This window comes from Microbacterium sp. cf332, assembly GCF_900102175.1.
Classification (GTDB): Bacteria; Actinomycetota; Actinomycetes; order Actinomycetales; family Microbacteriaceae; genus Microbacterium.
In genome coordinates this window covers 651,065-675,203 of the sequence record NZ_FNKN01000002.1, presented here as the reverse complement: position 1 = coordinate 675,203, position 24,139 = coordinate 651,065, and the positions used below count along the sequence as shown (strand labels likewise).

Below are 24,139 nucleotides of genomic sequence, written 5' to 3'. Positions count from 1 at the left end.
ACGCCGGGGCGCGCCGGTCGAACGGCACGCCCCGGCGGGGTCGGTCAGAAGCTTCCGACCTCGTTCACCCAGGTGTTCCAGGAGGTCTCCTTGTCTTCGATCCCGTCGAAGACACGAGTGATCGCGTTGCCCAGAGCGTCGTGGAACTGGAAGTACTTCGGTCCCTTGAAGGTGGTCACGGTGATCGCGTTGGCCCGATCGATGCCGATCTGACCCGTGGGGGCGTCATTGAAGTACGCGCTGACGAATCCGGTCAGGTCGGGGCTCGACTGCGCCTCGGGCTGGCTCGGGAAGGTGCCGGCGTTGTTGAACGCCTTGATCTGCGTCTCGGGCGAGGTCAGCCAGTCGGCGAGCTTCTGCGCGTTCGTCAGGTTCGCGCCGTTGGCCGGGACGACCAGGTACGAGCCGCCCCAGTTGCCGCCGCCCTCGGGGAACGCGTTCGCGATGTCCCAGCCGGCGATGTCCGGCGCTTCGCCCTCGATGATGCCGTGCATCCACGGCGGGCAGAGCATCGCGGCGAACTTGCCGCTGGCCATGGCCGCGTACCAGTCGTCGGTCCACTGACCGGGGTAGGCGGCGATCGGGATGGCCTTGTCGACGACGGTGTCGTACGCCTCACGGATGTCGGGGTTCTCGGTGGCGACGACGGTGCCGTCCGGCTCTTCGTAGGCGACCTCGAGCTGGTTGACGACGCCCTGGAGCACGGAGTTGGCCGAGTCGATGAAGGGCTGGCCGGTCTTGGCGACGTAGTCGCTGCCGACCTCGAAGAACGCGTCCCACGTCGGGAAGAGCTGAGCGACCTCTTCACGGTCGGTCGGCAGCCCGGCGGCCTCGAACAGGTCGGCGCGGTAGCAGATCGCCTGCGGGCCCACGTCGGTGCCGTAGGCGACCAGGTTGCCGTCGGCGTCGGTCGCGGCCTTCTCCTTCCAGTCCAGCCAGCGGCCCGCGAGGTCGCCGGGCACCGGGGCGATGAGGTCGGAGTACTGCATCATCTCGGGGAACCAGTCGACCTCGACGCCCTCGACGTCGGCGAGACCGGTCTTGCCGAGCTTCTGGAAGAAGTTGGTGCGCGCGTCGTTCGACGTCGCGGCCTTCGTGTGGACGACCGTGATGCCGGTCTCCTCCGTGAACTCCGCGAGCAGCTCGTCGGTGTAGCCGAAGTCGTTGAACGTCGCCAGCGTGACGGTGTCGGAGTCACCCCCGGATGCGGCCTGGTCACCCCCGCCCGAGCATCCGGCGAGGACGATGGCCGAGGTGGTTGCGACGCCGGCCACGAGGCCGATCCGCCGCAGTGCGCGTGAGTTCACGTGTCACTCCTTCGTGATTGCGGGTATCTGGTGCGCGGCGCTGCGCACCCTGCGTTGGGAGCGCTCTCACCGATTGCCCACGACCATACGGGAGCGCTCCCAAAATACGCAAGAGAGCGCTCCCATGATCATGATCACGATCCGGTCACGAGGTCCGCCACATCCGGCACGGCGGTGCCGCATCCCACCCGTAGACTGGTCGCGCACCCATCCCGCGACCTCCGGAGCGAGCAATGCCCACCATCGTCGTCGACGTCATGCCCAAGGCCGAGCTGCTGGATCCGCAGGGCAAGGCGGTATCGGGCGCCCTGACCCGTCTGGGTGTCGCCGGCTTCTCCGACGTCCGCATCGGCAAGCGCTTCGAGCTGACGGTCGACCGCGCCGACGACGCGACCCTCGAGACCGCGCGCCGCATCGCCGACGAGATCCTCTCGAACTCGGTCATCGAAGACGTCGTGAACATCGAGGTCGTGGAGTGACCGCCCGCATCGGCGTCATCACGTTCCCGGGCTCGCTCGACGACCGCGACGCGCAGCGCGCGGTGCGCCTGGCGGGCGGCGAGCCGGTCGCCCTGTGGCACGGCTCGCACGACCTCGACGGCGTCGACGCCCTCGTGCTGCCCGGCGGCTTCAGCTACGGCGACTACCTCCGCGCCGGCGCGATCGCTGCGCTCGCGCCGATCATGTCGGAGGTCAAGGACGCCGCGGCCCAGGGCATGCCGATCCTCGGCATCTGCAACGGCTTCCAGATGCTCGTCGAGGCGCACCTGCTGCCCGGCGGACTGATCCGGAATGCGCACCAGCAGTTCATCCGCCGCGATCAGCGCCTCGTCGTCGAGAACGCCGACACCGCCTGGACCAGCGGCTTCGACGCGGGTCAGGAGATCGTCATCCCGCTGAAGAACGCCGACGGCGGGTTCACGTGCTCGGCCGAGACGCTGAAGCAGATCGAGGGCGACGGACTCGTCGCGTTCCGCTACCGCGGCGTGAACCCCAACGGCTCGCTCGACGACATCGCCGGCCTCACGAACGAGCGCGGCAACGTCGTGGGTCTCATGCCCCACCCCGAGCACGCCGTCGAACCCGGCTTCGGGCCGAACACGACCGACGCGATGCGCTCGGGAACCGACGGACTGACGTTCTTCACGTCGGCCGTCGCGGCCGTCCTCGCGCGGGTCTGACCCCGAGTCGGTAGCGTGGGGGCATGAGCGAATCCCCCCGCACCGTCGTCGTCAGCGTGCCCACCGACGAGCTGGCCGCAGACGTCGGCGCGCTCCCCGACGGCGTCGAGCTGGTGGTCTGGGACCTCCGCTCGCCCGCTCCTCGCGACGCATTCGACATGGTGGTGCCCCCGTACATGTCGGCGAAGCGCCTGCTCTCGGCTCTCGAGGGCGTCCGCGTCGGACTCCTTCAGAGCCAGTCGATCGGGTACGAGGGCATGGGCGCCTACCTGCCGGAGGGCACCCGCCTCGCCAACGCCTCGAGCGTGCATGAGACCGCGACCGCCGAGATCGCCGTGGGCCTCACGATCGCGGCGCAGCGCGACCTCGCCGACTACGTGCGCAACCAGGAGGCCGGCCGCTGGGCGCCGCAGTTCAGCCGCAGCGTCGCCGACCGCACCGTGCTCGTGCTCGGCTATGGCGGAGTCGGTAAAGCCGTCGCCGCACGCCTCGTGCCCTTCGAGACCGAGATCGTCCCCGTGGCCTCGCGCGCCCGGGACGAGGACGGCGTGCACATCCACGGCATCGACGAGCTCCCCGAGCTGCTGCCGCGCACCGACATCCTCATGATCACGCTTCCGGGCGGCGAGCCGACGAAGGGCCTGATCGGCGCCGACGAGCTCGGCCTCCTCCCCGACGGCGCGCTCGTCGTGAACGTCGGGCGCGGCACGGTCCTCGACACGGATGCCCTGGTGGCCGAGCTGCAGTCCGAGCGTCTGCGCGCCGCCCTCGACGTCGTCGACCCGGAGCCGCTGCCCGAGGACCACCCGCTGTGGCACGCCCCCGGCGCGCTCGTCGTCCCCCACGTCGGCGGAGCAGCGGACGCGATGCGCCCCCGGATCGCGAAGCTCGTGCGCACCCAGATCGAGCGGCTCGCCGCGGGCGAAGAGCCGCTCAACGTCGTCGACGCCTGACGGCCTATCAGCCGCTCGTGGTGCGGCCGACCTCGCGGTCGACGTCGCGACCGTGCCACAGGTCGGCGCATTCCACGCTGATCGCGCCGACGCGCGCGAGGTAGGCGCCTGCCCCGTGGTCGCCGGACGCTGCGCCGGCGGCGGCGTCCCAGTGCTCCCGGCCGAGGACGACCGGGTGACCGGGCCGTCCGTCGAAGACGGCGCGGTGGCGCGCCGCGGGGTCGCCGCCGGCGGCGGCGAGCAGCCGGACGACGACGGCGGCCGGGATGTCGGGGACGTCGACCGGCAGGATGACCGCGACCTCGGCGTCGGAGTCGGACGCCGCCGAGAGCGCGGCTCGGACCGTGGCCGACAGGCCGGCCCGCCAGTCCTCGACGACGTGGGCGGCGACCCCCGCGGGGACGGGCGCCTCGGGCGCGGCGCCGAGCATCACGAGGATCGGTGCGCAGCCGGCCGCGGTCAGCGCGTCGACGACCGCGCTCAGCCAGGGCCGGCCGTCCGGCCCGGTCGCGAGCGCCTTCGGCATGCCGTACCGGGTGCCGGCGCCGGCCGCGAGCACGATCCCGACGGGCGCGATGCGGTCCGCCCCGGCGGTCGTCACGTCACCAGGTGGTCGACGCCGCATCCGAGAGGCGCGGGAGCCGTGGCGCGGCGGATCGGCCCGGACTCGCCGCGCAGCGGTCGGCCGGTCCCGCCGCGGCGCACCGCCACGATCTCGCCCAGGATCGAGAGCGCGGCCTCGGCCGCGCTCGAGCCGCCGAGGTCGAGTCCGATGGGCGACCGCAGTCGCGCGAGGGCGGCCGGCGCGACCCCCTGCTCGGCGAGACGGCGGATGCGGTCGGCACAGGTCGCGCGACTGCCCATCGCGCCGACGTACGACGCCGGCGACGCGAGCGCAGCGGCGAGCGCCGGCACGTCGAACTTCGGGTCGTGGGTCAGGACGCAGACGGCGGTGCCTGCGTCGAGGGCGGCCGCGGCGAGGTACCGCCCGGGCTGGTCGACGACGACGTGCGCACCGGGGAAGCGATCGGGTCTCGCGAAGACGTCGCGGGGATCGACTACGGTCACCTGGAAGCCCGCGGCCGATCCGAGGGCGGTGAGGGCCACCGCGACCTCCACGGCGCCCACCACGACGAGCCGGGGCGGTGCGCCGAACGCGAGGTCCACGCATCCGGACGGGGCGGGATCGGTCGCGGACTCGACGATCGAGGCCGATCCGATCCGCGCGCCGGAGGTCCGCAGGCGGAGCACGGTGGGGACGGCATCGTACTCTCGGGCGGCGAGGAGGTTCAGCGTCGCGGCCCCCGACGAGCCGGGCGCGAGCGCGCGGACGAGCACGTCGATCGTGCCGCCGCAGGACAGCCCGACGGCGATCGCGTCGTCATCAGCGATCCCGAAGCGGTCGAGTGTCGCGTCGGCGCCGGCGAGCACCTCGACGCACCTCTCGTAGACGGCCCCGTCGACGCATCCCGCCGACACGTTGCCGAACGCCCGCCCGTCCGCCGAGACGAGCATCGAGGCGCCGATCTCGCGCGGTGAACTGCCCGAAGCCGCGACGACGGTGGCCACCGCCACGGGTCGGCCGGCGGCCAGCTCGTCGCGGGCGACGGCGAGGATCTCGCGCATCGGACCTCCTCGGGGCGGGAACAGGACTCCTCCGCACGTTAGGCGTCGCGTGTTGCCGGTTCGTTGCGGCGGCGTGAAACACGGTCGAAATGCGGGGCTGATTCACTCATCCGACGCCCGAGCCGAGAGGAGCAGCGATGGACATCACGACCGTGACCGGGTTCCGCACGGCTCGGACGCGGGGCGATCTGGCACTCGCGCCGGGCGAGAGATTCCTCGCCGGGGGAACGTGGCTGATGTCCGAGCCGCAGCCGGAGACGACGGGCTTCGTCGACCTCACGACGATGGGCTGGCCCGAGCTCGAGGTCGACGAGACCGGCCTGCGCATCGCCGCGACGTGCACGATCGCGCGGCTCGTCGCCTTCGCCGCCGGCCGCCTCGAGGTTCACGCACCCGCCGACTGGGCGGCGCTCGATCTCGTGCCGATGGCCGCGAACGCGCTCCTCGCGAGCTTCAAGATCTGGAACACCGCCACCGTGGGCGGCAACCTGTGCCGCGCCTTCGCCGCCGGAGCGATGGTCAGCCTGTGCGCGGCGCTCGACGGCGTCGCGGTGATCTGGCGCGCCGACGGGTCGGAGGCGCGGATGCTCGTCGCCGACCTCGTCGTCGACGACGGGAAGACGTGCCTCGCGCCGGGCGACCTGCTGCGCGCGATCGAGATCCCCGCCGCGACCCTGCGTTCGCCCGCGGCGCTGCACAAGATCGCCCTCGCCGAGCTCGGCCGCTCGGGCGCCGTCGTCACCGGTCGCCTCGACGGCGACGGCTCGGCGACGTTCACGGTCACGGCCGCCGTCCGTCGTCCGGTCGTGCTGCGCTTCGAGACGCTCCCGTCCGACGCGGCACTCGTCGCCGCCGTCGAGGCCGCCCCCGGCTACTACAGCGACCCCCTGGGCGCGGCGGACTGGCGCCGCGGCGTCAGCAGCGTGCTCGCGCGCCGCGTCGCCGCCGACCTGCGGCACGGACACGACCAGATGCCGGCGGCATGACGACCGGCGGCGTGAGGTTCGAGGTCGACGGGGTGGCCGTGGCGGCCGACCCCCGGGCCGGGCAGTGCCTGCGCACGATGCTGCGTGAGACGGGTCACCTCGAGGTCAAGAAGGGCTGCGACGCGGGAGACTGCGGAGCGTGCTCGGTGCTGCTCGACGGCGAGCCGGTGCATTCGTGCCTCATCCCCGCGGCGCGGCTGGACGGCCGCACCGTCACGACCGCGGCCGGCCTCGCTCCGGGAGACGACCTGCACCCGGTGCAAGAGGCGCTGATCGAGCATTTCGGCTTCCAGTGCGGGTTCTGCTCACCGGGTCTGAGCGTGACCGCCTCGACGATGTGCGCCGACGACCTCGACGACCTCGACCGCCGCCTCAAGGGCAACCTGTGCCGGTGCACCGGATATCGTCCGATCCGCGAGGCCGTCCGCGCCTCGGTTCTCGGCCCCGTGCGGGAGACTGGTGCGCCCGCGCGCGACGACCGGGCCGCGCCCGCCCCTCGCGGCGTCGGCCGCTCGGTCTCACCCGAGGCGGCACGGCGCGTCGTGCAGGGCCGCGAACCGTACACGTTCGACCTCGCCGAGACCCCCGCCGGTCCGCCGCTCGTGCTGCGCGTCGTCGGGTCGCCGCACGCGCACGCCCGCATCCGCCGGATCGACGCGGACGCCGCTCGGGCCGTCCCCGGCGTCGTCGCGATCCTCACCCCGGCCGATGTCCCCCGCATCCGCTACTCGACGGGCCGGCACGAGCACCGCGAGGACGATCCCGACGACACCCTCATGCTCGACGAGGTCGTCCGTCACGTCGGACAGCGGGTCGTCGCGGTCGTCGCCGAGACCGCGGAGGCCGCGGACGCCGCCCGGCGCCTGGTGCGCGTCGACTACGAGGTGCTGCCGGCCGTCTTCGATCCCGAGGAGGCCCGGACCCCCGGCGCCCCCCTGCTGCATCCCGACCGCACACCCGCCGACCGCGTCGACGACGCCGGTCGCAACGTCATCGCCGCGATGCACCGCGAGACGGGCGACACCGCAGCGGCGCTGGCGGCGAGCGCCGCCGTCGTGAGCGGCACGTGGTCGACGCAGCGCGTCTCGCACGCGCAGCTCGAGACGCACGGGTCGGTGGGGTGGCTCGACGACGCGGGGCGCCTCGTCATCCGCTCCTCCACGCAGGTGCCGTTCCTCACGCGCGACGAGATCGCGCGGCTCTTCGACCTGCCCGCCGACCGCGTGCGGGTGTTCACGGCGCGCGTCGGCGGGGGCTTCGGCGGCAAACAGGAGATCTTCACCGAGGACCTGGTCGCGCTCGCGGTGCTGCGGACGGGACGCCCGGTCGCCTACGAGTTCTCGCGCACCGAGCAGTTCCAGCGCGCGTCGCTGCGGCATCCGATGCGGGTGTCGGTGACCCTCGGCGCCGCCGCGGACGGCCGCCTGACGGCGATGACGGTGGACCTCCTCAGCGACACCGGCGCGTACGGCAACCATTCGCGCGGTGTCATGTTCCATTCGCTGGCCGAGTCGGTCGCGCTGTACCGGTGCGACGCGGTGCGCCTCGACGCCGAGGTGGTCTACACCAACAACGTCCCCTCGGGCGCCTTCCGCGGCTACGGGCTCGGCCAGGTCATCCTCGGCGTCGAGTCGGCGATGGACATGCTCGCCGAGCAGCTCGGCATCGACCCGTTCGAGCTGCGCCGTCGCAACGCGGTCGGACCGGCCGATGCGACACACGAGCACGACCTCGTCTGGGGCAGCTACGGCTTCGATCAGTGCATCGATCTGGCCGAGGCTGCGCTGCGCCGCGGCCACGAGGTCGTCGCGCCCGACGGGTGGCTCGTCGGCGAGGGCATGGCCGCGGCGATGATCGCGACGATGGCGCCGTTCGGCCACATCGCCCACACGACCGCGACGCTGCGTCCCGACGGCTCGTACCTGCTGCGCACCGGAACGGTCGAGTTCGGCAACGGCACGAGCACGGTGCACAGACAGATCGCGTCGTCGGTGCTGGGCAGCGACCGCCTCGAGGTGCGCAGCGCCGACACCGACGCCGTCCGGCACGACACCGGCGCGTTCGCCTCGGCAGGCATCACCGTCGCCGGGAAGGCGCTGCACGCCGCCTGTCTGACGCTGGCCGAGCGGATGCGGCACGCCGCGGCTGCTCTCACGGGAACGTCCTCGGCCGACGCGGTGCTGCGGCCGGACGGCGCGGTCCGCACCCCCGCGGGCGTCGTCGGCGCCGCCGAGCTGATCGCCGCGGCCGACCCCGCGCATCGCGACGAGCACGGGCTGACGGCCGACGGCAGCGAGCTCGGCGATCAGCGCTCGCTCGCCTTCAACGTCCACGCGGTGCGCGTCGCCGTCGACCCCGAGACCGGATCGGTGCGCATTCTCCAGTCGGTCCAGTCGGCGGACGCCGGCGTCGTCCTCAACCCCGCACAATGCCGCGGACAGGTCGAGGGCGGAGTCGCGCAGGGCATCGGCAGCGCACTGTACGAAGAGGTCATGATCGACGACGGCGGCCGGGTGATGAACCCGGTGTTCCGTACGTACCGCGTGCCGCAGTCGGCCGACATCCCCGACACCGAGGTCTACTTCGCCGAGACCGACGACGCGCTCGGACCGTTCGGGGCGAAGTCGATGAGCGAGTCGCCCTACAACCCCGTCGCACCCGCGATCGGCAACGCGATCGCCCGCGCCCTCGGGCGACGACCCTACGAGCAGCCCTTCAGCCGCGACCGGGTCTGGCGGCTGGCTCAGCGCGACCCCCGCTGAGGCGCGACGCATCGGAAGCCGTCACAGCATCGAAACACGAGCGCGACGGTGACCGAAATATTCAAGCAATAGCTTCAAGCCAGCACCTCCCCGCAGCGGCATCCGTGCACCCGCGCTGCGTTCCTGCACCCGCACACCCGAAGGAGAACCGATGCCCGCACCGCGCATCCGGAAACACCGCCTCGCCGCGACCCTGGCCACCGCTGCCGTCGCCGCCCTCGCCCTCTCGGCCTGCTCGTCGAACGCCGCCGAGCCCGGCGCGTCGGGCTCCGACGACTCCGCCTCGTTCGGCGAGATCAGCGTGCAGTACTCGTGGATCAAGAACGAGGAGTTCGCCGGCGAGTTCTACGCCTACGAGAACGGGTACTACGACGAGGCCGGCTTCGACGAGGTCATCGGCATCTCCGGCCCCGACACCGGCGTGGCGAAGCTGCTGTCGGGCACCGTTCAGGTCGCACTCTCGGACGCCGCCTCGGTCGGCGCCGCCGTCGCCGAGGAAGAGGCGCCGCTGAAGATCATCGGCGCGACCTTCCAGAAGAACCCCTTCACGATCCTGTCGCTGGCCGACGGCGGCAACATCACCACGCCGCAGGATCTGATCGGCAAGACGATCGGCGTCCAGGACTCCAACGCCTCCGTGTTCGCGGCGCTGCTCAACGCCAACGACATCGACCCGAGCCAGGTCACCGTCGTTCCCGTCGACTTCGACCCGACCCCGCTGATGGACGGCCAGGTCGACGGGTTCATGGCCTACCTCACCAACGAGGCGCTGACCGTCGAGCTCGCGGGCTACGACATCACGAACCTCTCGTACGCCGAGAACGGCGTTCCCTACGTCGCCGAGACCTTCACGGTCACCGACCAGTACCTCGCCGAGAACAAGGAGCTGCTCAAGGAGTTCCTGATCGCCGAGATCAAGGGCTGGACCCAGGTGTTCCAGCAGCCCGTCGACGACACCGTCAGCCTGGTGCAGAAGTACTACAACCAGGCCGCCGAGGAATCGGAGGACGGCCTCGAGGCCGTGTTCGGCGCCCTCGACCCCGAGAAGACCACGGCCGGCATCGCCGCGCAGAACCTGCTCATCTCGACCGAGGAGACCGAGGCCAACGGCCTGTTCACGATCTCGGACGACCTGAAGCAGCAGACGGTCGACTCGCTCGCCGCCGCGGGCTGGGATGTCTCGGTCGACGACCTGTTCGACACCACCATCATCGACGAGATCTACGACGAGAACCCGGAGCTGCTGGACTACCTCCCGTAAGTTCGGACGCTTCCCACCATCACATGACACACCACGACACCCGGGATGCCGGTGCCCCTCGCGGCACCGGCATCCTGATCGACGGCCTCAGCAAGACCTTCCACACCGGCCGCGGCCGGACCGTGACGGCGCTGCAGGACACCCACCTCCACACCGACAAGGGCTCGTTCCTCGCCCTGCTCGGCCCCTCGGGATGCGGCAAGTCCACGATCCTGCGCATCCTCGCCGACCTCGAGAACCCGACGGCCGGCGAAGTCCGCGTCGACGGCAAGACACCGCACGAGCTGCGGCGCGACCACGAGCTGGGCATCGCGTTCCAGGACCACGCCCTGCTGCCCTGGCGCAGCGTGCTCGCCAACATCCGCCTGCCCTTCGAGATCGCGGGTCGCACGCCCGACAAGGCGTACATCGACGAGCTCATCAAACTCGTCGGGCTCACCGGCTTCGAGAAGTCCAAGCCCGCCCAGCTGTCCGGCGGGATGCGGCAGCGCGTGTCGATCGCCCGCGCGCTCGCGCTCAAGCCGTCGGTGCTGCTGCTCGACGAGCCGTTCGGCGCGCTCGACGACATGACCCGGCAGAACCTCAACCTCGAACTGCTGCGCATCTGGACCGAGAAGCCCGCGACCACGCTGCTCGTCACCCACGGCATCTCCGAGGCGATCTTCCTCTCCGACCGCGTGGCGGTCATGTCGCCGCGCCCCGGCCGCGTCGTCGAGATCATCGACGTCGACCTGCCGCGGCCCCGCACGCCCGAGATGATGCGGACCCCCGAGTTCCACGCGCTGGTCGACCGCGCGTCCGAGCTGCTCTTCGGCAGCGACGGCCGCGCCGACGCGGAGTCGTGATGCGCCGCGCCGGAATGCCGACCTGGCTCGCAGGCGTCATCGGGGCCGTCGTGCTGATCGCGGCATGGTGGCTGCTGTCGGTCACGGCGTTCTCGCCGCCCGAGGGCACGAGCTTCACCCCCGTGCCCTCACCGTTCACCGTGTTCGAGACCATCGCCCGCGACGGCCTCGCGCCGTACTGGACGGTGTTCCAGGTCACGATCGGCGAGGCGATGATCGGCTACGCGTGGGGCAACGTGATCGCGCTCCTGCTCGCATCGACCGTGCTGCTGCTCCCCCGCCTCGAGGTCGTCGTCACCCAGATCGCCGTCGTCAGCTACTGCCTGCCGGTCGTCGCCGTCGGCGGCATCGCGATCGTCGTGCTCGGCGGAGCCAAACGCGCCGGAGACCCCAGCGCGACCGCCATCTTCCTCGCCGCGCTGGCGGTCTTCTTCACCACCGTCGTCGGCGCGCTCCTGGGATTCAAGGCCGCCGACAAGGCGTCGCTCGACGTGGTGCGCGTGTACGGCGGATCGCGGTGGACGCAACTGCGCAAAGTGCGGCTGATCGCCGCCGCCCCCGCCATCCTGAACGCGCTGCAGATCGCCGTGCCGAGCGCCTTCCTCGGGGCCATCCTCGGCGAGTACATGGGCGCCATCGACCGAGGCGTGGGCATCACCCTCATCAAGCTGCAGGGAGACCTCGACTCGCCGCGCGTCTGGGCGGTGTTCCTGCTGTCGGCCATCGTCGCCCTCATCGGATACGCCGCCCTCGGACTCGTCGCGCGTCTCGTGACACCGTGGGTCTCGGGGAGGTCGGCCGCATGATCGTCGCGATCCGCCGCTCGCTCGGACGCTCCCTGCTCAACGCGCTCGCGACCGTGCTCATCGTGCTCGCACTGTGGTGGGCCGTGGTCAACCTCACGGGGATCTCGACCTACGTCGCGAAGGGTCCCGCCGAGGTGTGGGAGTTCCTGTTCACCGCCGACGACGCCGCCGAGAATCGCATGGACCTGTGGCCGCTCATCGGCCAGACCGTGCAGGACGCCGCCCTCGGCTTCGGCGTGGGCATGCTCATCGCCCTGCTGCTCGCCGTGGCGTTCTCGCTGTCGAAGGCGATCGAGGCCGGGGTCATGCCGCTCGCGCTGCTGCTGCGCTCGGTGCCGCTCGTCGCGATCGCTCCCGTCATCATCCTCATCACGGGCCGCGGCACCGCGGCATCCGTCGCCGTCATCGGCTCGATCGTCGTGCTCTTCCCCGCGCTCGCCTCGATCCTGTTCGGGCTGAGCCGCGCGACGAAGGAGAGCCTCGACCTCGTACACGTCTACGGTGGGGGCCGGCTCGCGCAGCTGCGCAAGGTCAGCGTGCCGGGTGCGCTGCCCTCGCTCTTCGCCGCCGCCCGCGTCTCGGTGCCGGGCGCCGTCACCGGCGCTCTGCTCGCCGAGTGGCTGTCGACGGGGCAGGGCATCGGCGGCATGATCGTGAAGTTCACCGCGACCGCCCGCTTCGACGACCTGTGGGCCTCGGTCGCGATCATCACCCTGCTGACCCTCGTGCTCTACAACCTCGTGCAGATCGTGGAGACCCTCGTCCTGACCCGCATGGGCATGACCACCTCCGTCGCCTGACCCGCGAGACCACAGCTGCGCCCCGAGACGGTGGGTTCACCCCGCCGCCTCGGGGCGCACGTGTCGTCTCGCGGCTCGCGGGGCGCGGCTCGCGGGGCGGGGCGGGGCGGGGTCAGTGGGGGTGGGTGGGGCGGCGGCGCGCGACCTCGGCGAGGGTCTCGTGCAGGCGCGCGGAGGCCTCGGCGGCGAGGGGGTTCGTCGACGCGCCGCGATCATCGGCCAGGACACCGCCGACGTACACGCGCGACAGGTTGCGCGGGCTCATCGCGAGAACGTAGCTCCGCACCGGATGCCACAGCGGCCCGACATCCGGACGCCGGGGATCGACGACCACGAAGTCGGCGAGCTTGCCCACCTCGAGCGACCCGACCCGATCCGCGACACCCATGATCTCGGCCGCCCCGAGGGTGTGCAGCCGCAGCACCTGCTCGGGCATCATCGCGAGCGGATCCTGCAGGCGCGCCCGCTGCTGGTAGATGCCCATGCGCATGTTCTGCCAGGGGTCCGAGACATCCGTGCACGCCTGATCGTCGAGCCCGATGCCGACCTTCATGCCCTTCGCGAGCATCTCGGGTACCTGTGCGGTCCCCGACGCGAGCCGCCCGTTCGAGGCGGGCTGCCACGACATCGCGGCGCCGCCCGCGACGGCCTCGTCGATGATCTCGGGCGTCGTCTGGATGAAGTGACCGAAGACGAGACCGAGACCGAGCGCCCCGGCATCCCGGTACTGCGCGAACTTCGACCGCTGATGCTCGACCGCCTCCGGCGACTCGAGGAAGTGCGCCTGATTGGTGACGCCGTAGCGGCGCATCGCCTCGACCTCGAGCCATGCCGCCTCCGCGCGGGGCGACCACTGCACCTGACCCATGATCGACGCGCCGAGCGCGAAATCGGGGTCCATCGTCCGGGTGTGGGCGACCGACGCGGCGAACCTGTCGAAGATCTCGTCGTCGGAACCGACGGTGACATCCATGCCGATCGAATCGACGAACCGGATGCCGGCGTCGCGCGTCGCGTCGGCCTGACGCGTGTGGTACTCGAGCTCGCGCATGCGGGCATCGCCGACGCGCTTGCCGTCGACCATGGACTCCCAGGACTGCAGCGGGTCGGTGAAGTTGTAGGCGGTCGTCACGCCGTTCGACAGGAAGTCGAGGGCGCCGTGGAGCGTCGACCAATACACGTCGTCGGCGGTCATGTGCGCGGTCGTGCCGAGCATCGCGTCGCACCAGCCGTACAGCGTCTCGCCGACCCCCAGACCGCGCAGGCCCGAGGTGAACAGGTGCGAATGGCTCGAGACGAAGCCGGGGGCGACGAACGAGCCTGCGGCGTCGAGGGTCTCATCGGCGGTGGTGCCCGCGGGCGGGTCCCCGGCGCCGATCGCGGCGATGCGCCCGTCGTCGCCGACGAGCATCCAGCCCTCCTCGATGTAGCCGGGGTCGTCGGTGCCGGCGGGCACCGTGATGAGGCGGGCGTGGGTCACGAGCAGGCGCATACCCGCACGCTACCGAGCCCATGTTTCGCCCTCGGGTCAGGGGTATTGCGCCCGGCGCGGGGAGGATCGGGCGGGGTCGTAGGTGCGGGTCGCTGAGATGCGGGCGAGGTCGCGGCGGGGCGGTGCGGAGGTCCGGCTGCGGGCGGAAGCACGAGGTCGCGGTGTGCTGAGGTGCGGGTGGGGGCGCGGTGCTGAGGCGCGGGCGGGGGCGGAGGCGCGGTGTGCTGAGGTGCGGGTGGGGCGGTGCGGAGATATGAGCCGTCGCCCGACGTTGCGCGGTGCCGTCGGCAGGCTGAACGCTCCGTATCCGGCCCCGCCAGCCGCTCGAAGCCCTCTCAGCCTGTTCGCGGAACCGCGCCAACCCTGCGCCGGTGCCGAAGCCGAGCGCGGGGCTGGAGGCTCGGGCGGGCCCGGCCGCCGCGATCTGTGTGCCGCGCACAGGATGAGGCCGCGGGAAAGCGCCGCCTCGACCGGCCACGCGGTTCTCAGCCTGTGGACGGCCCGGCGGTAGGACGAGAGGCCCTGCGCAGGAGCGCCCCAACCCCGCGCGGTGCCGAAGGCGAGCGCGGGGCTGGAGGCTCGGGCGGGCTCGGCGGGCCCGGCGGGCCCGGCCGCCGCGACTTGTGTGCCGCGCACAGGATGAAGCCGCCGAAACCGCCGCCTCCGACCGGCCACGCGGTTCTCAGCCTGTGGACGGCACGGGGACGCGCCGAGAACCCGACCCCGGCGCGGGCGGGTCAGGCGGCGGCGCGGCGGTCGGCGGCGAGATGCAGGACGGATTCGGCGAGGGCTCGGATGCCGCGGGCGACATCGGCGGTGGAGACGTCCTCGTCGGGGTGGTGGCTGATGCCGTCGGGGTTGCGCAGGAACAGCATCCCGATGTCGGTGAGACCTCCGAGGGCCATGCCGTCGTGCCCCGCCCGGCTGAAGATCGCGGGGGGTTCGTCGCCGACGTCGCCGGCTGTCGCGCGGATGCCCTCGCGGACGACGTCCTGCAGCAGCGGCGCGCAGGCGACCGCCGCGGCGTTGTGGATCTCGCGGTGCTGCCAGCGCAGGCCGCGACGGCCCATGATCTCGTCGAGCTCGGCGGTGAGGGTGCGCCAGACGCGGTCGCGTTCGCCGTCGAACTCGCCCCGCAGGTCGAGCGAGAACTGCACCTCTCCGGGCACGATGTTGACCCCGCCGGGGAACGCCTCGAACTGGCCGACGGTGCCGATGATGTGGTGCTCCGACCGGCAGATCCGCTCGACCGCGAGGGCCGCCTCGGATGCGCCGAGCAGCGCGTCGCGCCGCATGTCGTAGGGCGTGCCGCCGGCGTGCCGCGCCTCGCCCTCGACCGACAGCAGGAACCGTCGGGCCGACGCGATCGACGACACCACGGCGAGCGATTCACCGCGGCGGTGGAGCTCGGGCCCCTGTTCGATGTGCGCCTCGAGATATCCGACGAGCTCGTCCGGGCGGCGCGCCGCCTCGCCGACCCGGCCGGGGTCGAGCCCGAACTCGCGGAACGCCTGCACGAGAGTCGTGCCCTCGGTGTCGGCGAGTTCCCACCAGGCGTCGTCCCAGACGCCGCCGACCGCCGACGACCCGAGCAGCGCCTTGCCGAAGCGCGTGCCCTCCTCGTCCCAGAAGGCGGCGACCTCGAGCGCGAACGGCAGCGGCGACCGCCACGACGAGCCCTCGCCGCTGCCGTCGGCGGGCTCGCGCAGCATCCGCACGACCTCGATCCCCATCAGGACGCCGACGATGCCGTCGTACCGTCCGGCGTCCGACACCGTGTCGAGGTGCGATCCGATCATGAGCGCGGGGCCGTCGCCGTCGGTGTCGAGTCGGCCGAGCTGGTTGCCGGCGGCATCCTGGTGCGTGGCCATGCCGACCTCGCGCATCCACTCGGCGGCGAGGCGGTTGACGCGGGCGTGCTCGGGCGAGAGGTACACCCGCTCGATGCGGTCGGGGGCCGCGCTGATGCGGGCGAGCTCGTCGCAGCGCGACATCACCCGGCGCGCCGCTTCGGCGATGCGTTCGGGCGACACGGAGAGCAGAGCGGATGCCACGGCTCAGCGTCCGCGGTAGACGTCCGCCGCGGCCTCGACCCCGCCGGCGACCGGCACCGCGGCGCCGTAGCGGCGCAGCACCGCCTCGAGCGCCGAGAGGGTGGTGAGCACGGCGTCCTGCCGGGCGTTGTAGCCCATGGTGCCGATGCGCCACACCCGGCCGTGGAGCGGGCCGAAAGACGTGCCGATCTCGATGCCGAAGTCGGTGAGGAGCGCGGCGCGCGCCTCGTCGCCGGGCACCCCGTCGGGGATTTCGACGGCCACGACGTTGTTCATCTTGTGCGCGACGTCGCCGAAGACCGTGAGCCCGAGGGCCTGCACGCCGGCGAGCATGGCGGCGCCCGCGAGCCGATGGCGCGCGATGACCTCGTCGCGCCCCTCGAGCAGCAGCACGCGGGCGCATTCGCGCGCCCCGTAGAGCATCGACGTCGCCTCGGTGTGGTGGTTGAGCCGGCGCGGCCCCCAGTAGTCGAGGATCATGCCCAGGTCGAAGTAGTTCGACCGCACGAAGTCGGCCGCGTCGGGATCGCCGGGCTCGCGGATGCCGGCCTCGATGCGCGCCCGCGAGCGCACGACCTCGACCGCGCGCTCGCTCAGGGTGATGGGCGCCGAGCCGCTCGGGCCGCCGAGGCACTTCTGCAGTCCCGCGGTGGCGGCATCCAGCCCCCACCCGTCGGCGTCGAACTCGTTCCCCCCGAGCGAGGCGGTCGCATCGGAGTAGAACAGCACCCCGTGCTTCGCGCAGATCGCGCCGATCTCGTCGAGCGGCTGGTTCATCGTCGTCGAGGTGTCGCCCTGCACGAGCGCCAGCAGCGTGGGCTTCACCCGCACGACGGCCTCTTCGATCGCGGCGGGCGTGAAGACCTGTCCCCATTCGGTCTCGATGGTGTGCACCTCGGCGAGCGCGCGCTCCGCGATCTCGGCGAGCAGGTGTCCGAAGCGTCCGAAGACGGGCACGAGCACCCGGTCGCCGGGACGCACGAGCGAGAGGATCGCCGCCTCGATGCCGGCGCGGCTCGTGCCGTCGACGAGCATGGTGGCGTCGTTGCGCGTGTTCCAGACAGCGCGGTAGAGCTCCTGCGTCTCGGTCATGGTCTTCGTCATGAACGGGTCGTACTGGCCGACGAGAGCGGCCGACATCGCGGTGAGCACACTGGGATAGGCCGAGATCGGCCCGGGGCCCATGAGCAGGCGGGCGGGCGGGTCGATGGGTCCGGGGATCGGAACGGTCGGGTTCGTCATGGGGTGTCCGTCCGGGGGTCGAGGAGCGAGAAGAGGCGGCGGGCGAGCCGCACGAGGGCGAGGTCGGTTCCGGCCCGCGAGACGAGGCTGACTCCGACGGGCGCTGTTCCGAGCGGCGACGGCACAGTGAGCAACGGCATCGAGATCGCGGGGAGGCCGGCGACGGCGGCGGGCGTCGTCATGCGCAGTGTGTCACGCCGCACGGCGTCGAGAGCGGCGCCGCGGGCGGTACGGGGCGGCGCGGCTCCCGGCACGGTCGGCAGCAGCAGGACCGCGTTCTCGGCGAGTCCGCGCAGCCGGTCGGCGAGGGGCGCGAGCGCGGCGCGCGCCCGCTTCTCGTCGTCGGGTGTCACGGCGGCGGCGGCCCGGAAGCGATCGGCGACGGCGTCTCCCACGGCACCGGGATGCTGGGCGAGCCAGTCGCCGTTGTTGCGCCAGGCTTCGGCGCCCTGCACGACGCGGAACGGGTCGAGGTACGCATCGAGGTCGCCGATCGCGACCTGCTCCACGGAGACCTCCTCGCCCGATGCCGCGAGGAGGTCGAGCAGGTCGGCGAACGCGCGCCGGGTGCCGGGCTCGGCGGCATCGACGATCTCGCCCGGCACGGCGAAGCGCCACGGTAGGTCGCGGGCCGACGCGCCCCGCACGCTCTCGGTCGATTCCGACCCGGCGTAGCCGAGGCACCATTCGGCGACCCGCTCCAGCGTCGCGCCGTCGCGGGTCAGCCATCCGACCGTGTCGAAGCTCTGCGCGAGGGGCAGCAGCCCCTGTCGGGGAACGAGGTCGTGCGTCGTCCGCAGACCCCAGAGCCCTTGATACGAGGCGGGAACGCGCACCGATCCGGCGGTGTCGGTCGCGAGGGCGATGTCGGCGTGCCCGGCGGCGACGGCGGATGCGGGTCCGCTCGACGAGCCGCCGGGGAGCGCCCCGGGCAGCGCGGCGTTCGGCGGGGTGCCGTAGTGGGCGTTGTCACCCGCGACCGAGTACGCGAACTCGTCGGTCCGCGCGATCCCGCGCAGCGATGCTCCGCCGCGCAGCAGGTCGCCGACAGCGGGTGCGGTGGTCGTCTCGGCGCGAGCGGAGTCGAGATAGGCCGGGTTGCCGGCCCCGATGCGATAGCCGCGGATCGCGAAGAGGTCCTTGACCGCGACGGTTAGTCCGGCGAGCGGCCCCTCCCAGGCGCCTTGGTAGAGCGGGTCGCCCACGGTGCGCCAGATCGACCGGTCGAAGGCCTGCGGACGCGGTGTGACGTGCGCGGCGGTGATGAGCCAGCGGCCGTCGATGCGCTGCCAGAGCTGGGTCTGCAGGCCGGTACCGCCCGCGGCGTAGCGGGAGACCGAGATGAGCAGCGCGACGTCGGGCGCGAGCGGCCGGTACTCGATCGTCTCGATCGTGCGCGCCGCGACGCCGCCGCGCGCACCGCGGAAGGCGCTGATGGCGTCATGGCCGACGAGCAGACCGGCGGCATCCGCGCGCATCGTGCCGGGCCCCGGCGCGAACGCCGCATCGAGCGCCGCGAGGTCGTTCTCGACGATGGCCCGCTCGTAGTCGGCGAACGCCGCCGCCAGCTCGGCGGGGATCCCGTGGGCGGGATCGGTCATGATGCGTCCTCGCCGACGGCGACGAGAGCCCCGTTCCGCGCGAGCAGGCGCCCGGTCGCAGCTCCGGCGACGGCGTCTCCGGCGGCATCCGCGTCGGCGGCGAACACGACCTCGCCCCGCAGCCAGGTGCGGCGCACCCGACCGGTGAGCACGCGGCCGTCGTACGCCGAGATCGGATTGCGGTGGCGCAGCTCGCGCGCGTCGACGTGGACGACGTCGTCGGGGGCGAAGACGGCCAGGTGCGCGGGAGCGCCGGGGACGATGCGCCCGACGGCGTCGAGTCCGGCGACGGCGGCGGGACCCGCCGTGAACAGCGGCAGGATCGCCTCGAGGGGGATGCCGCGCTCGCGGGCCTCGGTCCACACGGCGGACAGCCCGACCTGCAGGCCGGAGATGCCGCCCCAGGCCAGGCCGAAGTCGCCGTCGCCGGCACGCTTGAGATCGACGGTCGAGGGCGAGTGGTCGCTGACGATGGCGTCGATGGTGCCGTCGATGATCCCCTGCCAGAGGAGGTCGCGGTTCGAGGCCTCGCGGATCGGCGGGCAGCACTTGAACTCGGAGGCGCCGTCGGGGATCTCCTCGGCGATGATCGTCAGGTAGTGGGGGCACGTCTCGACCGTGAGGTCGACGCCCGCGGCGCGGGCCGCCCGGATCGCCGGCAGCGACCGCGCATCGCTCAGGTGCAGGATGTGGGCTCGGGCACCGGTTGCGCGCGCGGCGTCGATGACGGCCTCGATCGCCGACGCCTCGCTCGTGGCCGGTCGCGAGGCGAGGAACGCGTCGTATCCGCGACCGAGCGCGCCGTCGGCGCCGAGCAGCTCGGGATCCTCGGCGTGGACGATGAGGCGCGAGCCGAGCGCGGCGACCTCGCCCATCGCGAGGCGCAGCTGCTCGCGGTCGAGGTGGCCGAACTCGTCGACGCCGGACGGCGCGAGGAAGCACTTGAACCCGTAGACGCCGGCCTCGTGGAGCGGTGCGAGCCCGCCCAGGTTCTCGGGCACCGCCCCGCCCCAGAACCCGACATCGACGCGGGCGGATGCCGCGGCGGCGGCGCGCTTGATCTCGAGCGCGGCGGCGGTCGTGGTCGGCGGGATGGAGTTGAGCGGCATGTCGACGATCGTCGTGACCCCGCCCGCAGCCGCGGCCCGGGTCGCCGAGCCGAAGCCCTCCCACTCGGTGCGCCCGGGCTCGTTGACGTGCACATGCGAGTCGACGAGTCCCGGCAGCAGCACCGCGTCGGCGGGGACGCGCAGCTCGGCGGCGTCCGCGACCGGTGCCTCCTCGTCGAGTACGGCGACGACGAGGCCGTTCTCGACGACGACGGCTGCGGGCACGAAGGCCGCGCCGTCGAAGACGCGGCGCGCGCGCACGACGAGGCGGGACGGGGGCGATGCGGTCACGGGATCTCCGGGGCGGGGTCGGGGGCGAGGATCGGGGCGGCGTCGCGGTGGCGCGACGCCGCTTGTCGAATATAAAGCTATGGGTTAACGCCACCGCGGCGGTTACCCCGATGTAACGCTCTCGTGACGACGCGGCGGGGTGGCATACTCCTCGCGCTTGCTCGTCCCCACCCGCATCCGCACCATCGCCGAAGCGAGCCCGACCGCGGCGCCGACCCCGTCGACCACGGGAACACCGACGCGCTCCGATAGGGCGTGGCAGAGGTCGGCCATCCCGGCGCATCCGAGCACGATGACGTCGGCCCCGCCCGCCACCTCGGCGGCGCACAGAGCGGCGATCCGCTCGAAGGAGTCGGAACCGGTGTCCTCCAGGTCGAGCACCGGGATGCCGGAAGCGACGAGCGAGGCGCACGCCGACGTCATCCCGTACCGGGCGAGCAGATCGCGCGCGCGGCCGAGCGTGCGTCCGAGCGTCGTGACGACCGCGAACCGCCGGCCCGAGAGCGTGGCGACGTGCATCGCGGCCTCGGCGATCCCGATGACCGGAACGTCGACGAGCTCGCGTGCCGCATCGAGCCCCGGGTCGCCGAAGCAGGCGACGACGTACGCGTCGCTGCCGCCCGCGGCGCGGTCGTCCTGGATGATCTCGACGACCGAACGCGCGGCGGCGATCTCGTCGACGTGGCTCTCGATCGCGGCCGCGCCATCGACGGGGTGCACGGCGACGATCTCGACCCCGGGCCCCGCCACCTCCCGGGCGGCGGCGGCGATCTTCGCCGTCATCGCCCGGGAGGTGTTGGGGTTGATCAGGGTGATCCTCACGCGACAGACCCCGCTGCGGACTCGGGCAGCGTTCCGTCCGAGATGCCCTCGATCTCGCCCGCGAACGTGGGGACCTGCGGGTCGCGACGCTCGAACAGCACGAACGCCGCGAAGGCGAGCCCGCATCCGATGAACCAGGTGAAGTTGCCGATCCACGAGACGTCGAACAGCCCCATGTCGGCGAAGGTCTTCGGCAGGATCGCCAGCAGGATCGTCGGCACCCCCGCGACGACGAGCGTCTTCATCGCGTTGGGGTTATAGCCCTTGCGGTACCAGTACGCCCCCGTCTCGCTCATGGTGAACATGTCGTCGGTGCGGATCCGCTGCTTCGCCGCGATGTGGTACCCCGCGATCAGCAGGCCGAACAACGGGCCGATGAGCGCCGCGAGGATGCCGAGCGAGTAGTGGATGGCGGTGGCGTCGGAGTACCAGTTCCACGGCGTGAGGAACACCGATCCGACCGCGGCGATCATGCCGCCCATGCGCCACGAGATCTTCTGCGGCGCGACGTTCGAGAAGTCGAAGGCGGGCGCGATGAAGTTCGCGACGATGTTGATGCCGACCGTGGCGGTGACGAAGGTCAGCCCGCCCAGCAGGATCGCGAACGGCGTGTCGATCGCCTCGACGGTGTGGATGGGATCGAGGAGCAGCTCGCCGAACACCGGCACGGTGGCCGCGGCGGTGAGCACGGTGAGGATCGAGAAGAACAGGAAATTCACCGGAAGGCCCCAGAAGTTGCCCTTCTTGACCTGGCTGAACGAGCGGCCGTACCGCGCGAAGTCGCCGAAGTTGAGCATGGGCCCGGCGAAGTAGGCGACGACGATGCCGACCGCCATGGCCATGAGCCCGAGGGTGCCCCAGACGTCGTGCGGCGCGGCAGCGGGGTCGGAGAGGTTCAGGTCGATGTTCTCCCAGCCCGCCTGGCTGACGAGGTACACCGCGAGCACGATCATCACGACGTACACGGCCGGTCCGGCCCAGTCGATGAAGCGTCGGATGACCTCCATGCCGTTCCAGAACAGCGCCACCTGCGCGACCCAGAGGATCGAGAACGAGATCCATCCGAGCGCCGACAGGCCGAGGAAGCTCACGTCGAGCAGCGCAGCCGATCCGGGGATGAACTTCAGGAAGATGATGTTCAGCGACTGCGCCGCCAGGAAGGTCTGCACGCCGTACCAGGCGATCGCGATGATGCCCCGGATGATCGCGGGGATGTTCGCGCCGCGCACCCCGAAGATGGCGCGGTTCACCACGGGATACGGGACGCCCGTCTTCTGGCTGGGCTTCGCGACCATGTTGGCGAAGACCTGCACGATCACGATGCCGACCACGAGGGCCACGAGCACCTGCCAGGCGGCGATGCCGAGCGCGAAGAGCGACCCCGCAGTGACGTACCCGCCGACGGAGTGCACGTCCGACATCCAGAAGGCGAAGATGTTGTACCAGGTCCACTTCTGCTTGCGGAGCGGCGCGAGGTCCTCGTTCGACAGTCGGGGGTCGTAGCCCCGATCGGGCGCGGTCGTGTCGGCGGGCAGGATGTTCGGGGGTGCGGTCATGGCGTCGGAACCTTCCAGGAGGGGATCTGGAAAGTGAAGCTATGGGTTAATCGAGCCGCACGGGTTTCGCCGGTGTAACGACGGTGTGAAGTTGGGACTTCACGGCCGTCGACGCCGACCGTCGTCGTGGGCCGTTTAGACTCGGCGCCATGTCAGAGCTCGCGCTGGGGACCGGGATCGAGGTCGGCGGTCGGCTGCGGGAACTGCGTCGGCAACAGGGCATGTCGGCGCGCGCCGTCGCCGCCGCGCTGGGCATCAGCCCGAGCGCGGTGTCGCAGATCGAGCGCGGCGTGCTGCAGCCCAGCGTCTCGCGCCTGCTCGCCATCACCGACGCCCTTGGCGTCCCCCTCGCCGCCGTGTTCGAGACGGGCGATGCGGCCCCGGCCGCGGCGCTCGCCGCCGAGATCGACGGCTTCTCGTTGGTCCGCGCCGCGCAGGCGACGACGGTCGAGCTCGGCGACGGAGTGACCTTCCGCCGCCTGTCTCCCGGACCGAGCCCGGGCATCGATTACTTCCAGTCGACCTACCCGCCCGGGTCGTCGGCCCACCGCGACACCGACCTCTTCCGGCACGACGGCTACGAGGTCGGCACCATGCTCTCGGGCGAGCTGACGGTCGACTTCACCGACGAGCGGGTCGTCCTGCGCCCCGGCGACACGATCAGCTATCCCTGCTCGCGGCCGCACCGCATCCACAACGACGGTGACGAGATCGCCGTTGCGACGTGGTTGATCGTGCACGCGCCCGCGTGAGGCCGGTCACTCCGTCCGACGTGAGCTGCCGACGACTCAGCGCCCCGTCGCCCCGTCGACGGGGCCGGTCGATCCGACGACCGTGAGCCACGTCGCGACCGCGACGCTGTCGGTACGGTTGGCGACCCGGTGCGGACGGGACGCCGCGAACGACAGCGACTCACCCGGCCCGAGCTCGACCTCGCCGTCGGTGAACTCGAAGGTGAGCGTGCCCGTCACCACGAGCCCGCTCTCGTAACCCGCGTGCACGAGGAGACCGCCGTCGGCGCTCGAGCTCGCCCCCGGCGGGTAGGTCGATTCGAAGTGCTCGACCCCGCTGATGGGCACGGGAGTCAGCCGCCGGTAGGTGACGCCGCCACCGAGGTGCGCCGTGGTCTCGGTGCCCACGCGCGCGACGAAGACCCCGGGCACGGGCTCGTCGAGCTCGCCCGGGGCGTCGGGATCGGGGACCACCGCGACGGCGTGGTCGTCGAAGATCACCGAGACCGGGGCCCCCAGCACGCCCACGAGCTCGACAAGCCGATGGACCGACGGCTGCATCGCGCCCGTCTCGATCTGCGACAGCGCGCTCGCCGAGATGCCCATCTCCTGCGCGACCGAGGCCAACGACCGCCCCGTCCGGGTGCGCAGGGCCCGCAGGCGGCGCCCGATCGACGCGGGCAGGTCGGGCTCGGCGCGCTGCGGTTCCACGGCA

The 24,139-nt window shown here is 72.0% G+C and carries 21 protein-coding genes; 10 read left to right on the top strand and 11 right to left on the bottom strand.

Annotated features, from left to right (window positions below; genetic code table 11):
* Nucleotides 1-44: 44 nt before the first annotated feature.
* Nucleotides 45-1,307 (bottom strand): ABC transporter substrate-binding protein, encoded by a 1,263-nt coding sequence (locus BLT21_RS10260; protein WP_091501680.1) that lies wholly within the window; start codon nt 1,305-1,307, stop codon nt 45-47.
* Nucleotides 1,308-1,540: 233 nt separating this feature from the next.
* On the opposite strand from BLT21_RS10260, the gene purS reads away from it, so the two are divergent.
* From purS to BLT21_RS10245, 3 genes are read left to right on the top strand one after another with little or no spacing between them, the layout of a single operon-like run.
* Nucleotides 1,541-1,786 carry a phosphoribosylformylglycinamidine synthase subunit PurS gene (purS, locus tag BLT21_RS10255; RefSeq protein ID WP_023953132.1) on the top strand — a complete coding sequence of 82 codons (246 nt, stop codon included), beginning with the start codon at nt 1,541-1,543 and terminating at the stop codon, nt 1,784-1,786.
* Nucleotides 1,783-2,487 carry a phosphoribosylformylglycinamidine synthase subunit PurQ gene (purQ, locus tag BLT21_RS10250; protein WP_091501678.1) on the top strand — a complete coding sequence of 235 codons (705 nt, stop codon included), beginning with the start codon at nt 1,783-1,785 and terminating at the stop codon, nt 2,485-2,487. The genes purS and purQ overlap by 4 nt, the downstream gene beginning before the upstream one ends.
* A 23-nt stretch (nt 2,488-2,510) precedes the next feature.
* Nucleotides 2,511-3,440: a 2-hydroxyacid dehydrogenase gene (locus BLT21_RS10245; protein WP_091501676.1), complete on the top strand. Its 930-nt coding sequence runs from the start codon at nt 2,511-2,513 to the stop codon at nt 3,438-3,440.
* 7 nt (nt 3,441-3,447) lie between these two features.
* Here BLT21_RS10245 and BLT21_RS10240 read toward each other — a convergent pair whose 3' ends face one another.
* Together BLT21_RS10240 and BLT21_RS10235 are read right to left on the bottom strand one after the other, a co-directional pair.
* The gene (locus tag BLT21_RS10240) at nt 3,448-4,041 is read right to left on the bottom strand and encodes a nucleotidyltransferase family protein (protein WP_256336021.1); all 594 of its coding nucleotides are present in this window, start codon (nt 4,039-4,041) and stop codon (nt 3,448-3,450) included.
* Nucleotides 4,038-5,066 (bottom strand): XdhC family protein, encoded by a 1,029-nt coding sequence (locus BLT21_RS10235; RefSeq protein ID WP_091501674.1) that lies wholly within the window; start codon nt 5,064-5,066, stop codon nt 4,038-4,040. Before BLT21_RS10235 ends, BLT21_RS10240 begins: the two co-directional genes overlap by 4 nt.
* A gap of 137 nt (nt 5,067-5,203) precedes the next feature.
* On the opposite strand from BLT21_RS10235, the gene BLT21_RS10230 reads away from it, so the two are divergent.
* The 6 genes from BLT21_RS10230 to BLT21_RS10205 all read left to right on the top strand — a co-directional run bounded on the left by BLT21_RS10230 (nt 5,204) and on the right by BLT21_RS10205 (nt 12,526).
* A complete protein-coding gene (locus BLT21_RS10230) occupies nt 5,204-6,052 on the top strand; it encodes an FAD binding domain-containing protein (RefSeq protein WP_091501672.1) in 849 nt (282 codons plus the stop codon).
* 11 nt (nt 6,053-6,063) lie between these two features.
* Complete coding sequence (locus BLT21_RS10225; RefSeq protein ID WP_091502235.1) at nt 6,064-8,814, top strand: molybdopterin-dependent oxidoreductase; 2,751 nt, start codon at nt 6,064-6,066, stop codon at nt 8,812-8,814.
* 151 nt (nt 8,815-8,965) lie between these two features.
* Nucleotides 8,966-10,075 carry an ABC transporter substrate-binding protein gene (locus BLT21_RS10220; protein WP_091501670.1) on the top strand — a complete coding sequence of 370 codons (1,110 nt, stop codon included), beginning with the start codon at nt 8,966-8,968 and terminating at the stop codon, nt 10,073-10,075.
* Between the two features lie 23 nt (nt 10,076-10,098).
* Nucleotides 10,099-10,920, top strand: coding sequence for an ABC transporter ATP-binding protein (locus BLT21_RS10215; RefSeq protein ID WP_091501667.1), 822 nt, complete (start codon nt 10,099-10,101; stop codon nt 10,918-10,920).
* Nucleotides 10,920-11,726, top strand: coding sequence for an ABC transporter permease (locus tag BLT21_RS10210; protein ID WP_091501666.1), 807 nt, complete (start codon nt 10,920-10,922; stop codon nt 11,724-11,726). The genes BLT21_RS10215 and BLT21_RS10210 overlap by 1 nt, the downstream gene beginning before the upstream one ends.
* Nucleotides 11,723-12,526 (top strand): ABC transporter permease, encoded by an 804-nt coding sequence (locus tag BLT21_RS10205; protein WP_091502233.1) that lies wholly within the window; start codon nt 11,723-11,725, stop codon nt 12,524-12,526. Before BLT21_RS10210 ends, BLT21_RS10205 begins: the two co-directional genes overlap by 4 nt.
* Before the next feature lie 112 nt (nt 12,527-12,638).
* Here BLT21_RS10205 and BLT21_RS10200 read toward each other — a convergent pair whose 3' ends face one another.
* From BLT21_RS10200 to BLT21_RS10170, 7 genes are all read right to left on the bottom strand, one after another.
* Entirely contained in the window at nt 12,639-14,018 is a 1,380-nt protein-coding gene (locus BLT21_RS10200) for an amidohydrolase family protein (protein ID WP_091501664.1), read from the bottom strand.
* Between the two features lie 737 nt (nt 14,019-14,755).
* Complete coding sequence (locus tag BLT21_RS10195) at nt 14,756-16,012, bottom strand: Zn-dependent hydrolase (protein WP_091502231.1); 1,257 nt, start codon at nt 16,010-16,012, stop codon at nt 14,756-14,758.
* A gap of 63 nt (nt 16,013-16,075) precedes the next feature.
* Nucleotides 16,076-17,314, bottom strand: coding sequence for a pyridoxal-phosphate-dependent aminotransferase family protein (locus BLT21_RS10190; protein ID WP_091501662.1), 1,239 nt, complete (start codon nt 17,312-17,314; stop codon nt 16,076-16,078).
* The gene (locus tag BLT21_RS10185; RefSeq protein WP_091501660.1) at nt 17,311-18,915 is read right to left on the bottom strand and encodes an AtzH-like domain-containing protein; all 1,605 of its coding nucleotides are present in this window, start codon (nt 18,913-18,915) and stop codon (nt 17,311-17,313) included. Before BLT21_RS10185 ends, BLT21_RS10190 begins: the two co-directional genes overlap by 4 nt.
* The gene (gene allB, locus BLT21_RS10180; protein WP_091501658.1) at nt 18,912-20,315 is read right to left on the bottom strand and encodes an allantoinase AllB; all 1,404 of its coding nucleotides are present in this window, start codon (nt 20,313-20,315) and stop codon (nt 18,912-18,914) included. The genes BLT21_RS10185 and allB overlap by 4 nt, the downstream gene beginning before the upstream one ends.
* 102 nt (nt 20,316-20,417) lie before the next feature.
* A complete protein-coding gene (locus BLT21_RS10175) occupies nt 20,418-21,137 on the bottom strand; it encodes an aspartate/glutamate racemase family protein (RefSeq protein WP_091501656.1) in 720 nt (239 codons plus the stop codon).
* Nucleotides 21,134-22,693 (bottom strand): NCS1 family nucleobase:cation symporter-1, encoded by a 1,560-nt coding sequence (locus tag BLT21_RS10170; RefSeq protein WP_091501654.1) that lies wholly within the window; start codon nt 22,691-22,693, stop codon nt 21,134-21,136. Before BLT21_RS10170 ends, BLT21_RS10175 begins: the two co-directional genes overlap by 4 nt.
* 149 nt (nt 22,694-22,842) lie before the next feature.
* Between BLT21_RS10170 and BLT21_RS10165 the strand changes: the two genes are divergently transcribed.
* On the top strand, nt 22,843-23,445 hold the full coding sequence (locus BLT21_RS10165) for a helix-turn-helix domain-containing protein (protein ID WP_091501652.1): 603 nt from the start codon (nt 22,843-22,845) through the stop codon (nt 23,443-23,445).
* A 36-nt stretch (nt 23,446-23,481) separates the two neighbouring features.
* On the opposite strand, the gene BLT21_RS10160 is transcribed toward BLT21_RS10165, so the two are convergent.
* Complete coding sequence (locus BLT21_RS10160; RefSeq protein ID WP_176786872.1) at nt 23,482-24,135, bottom strand: helix-turn-helix domain-containing protein; 654 nt, start codon at nt 24,133-24,135, stop codon at nt 23,482-23,484.
* Nucleotides 24,136-24,139 lie beyond the last annotated feature (4 nt).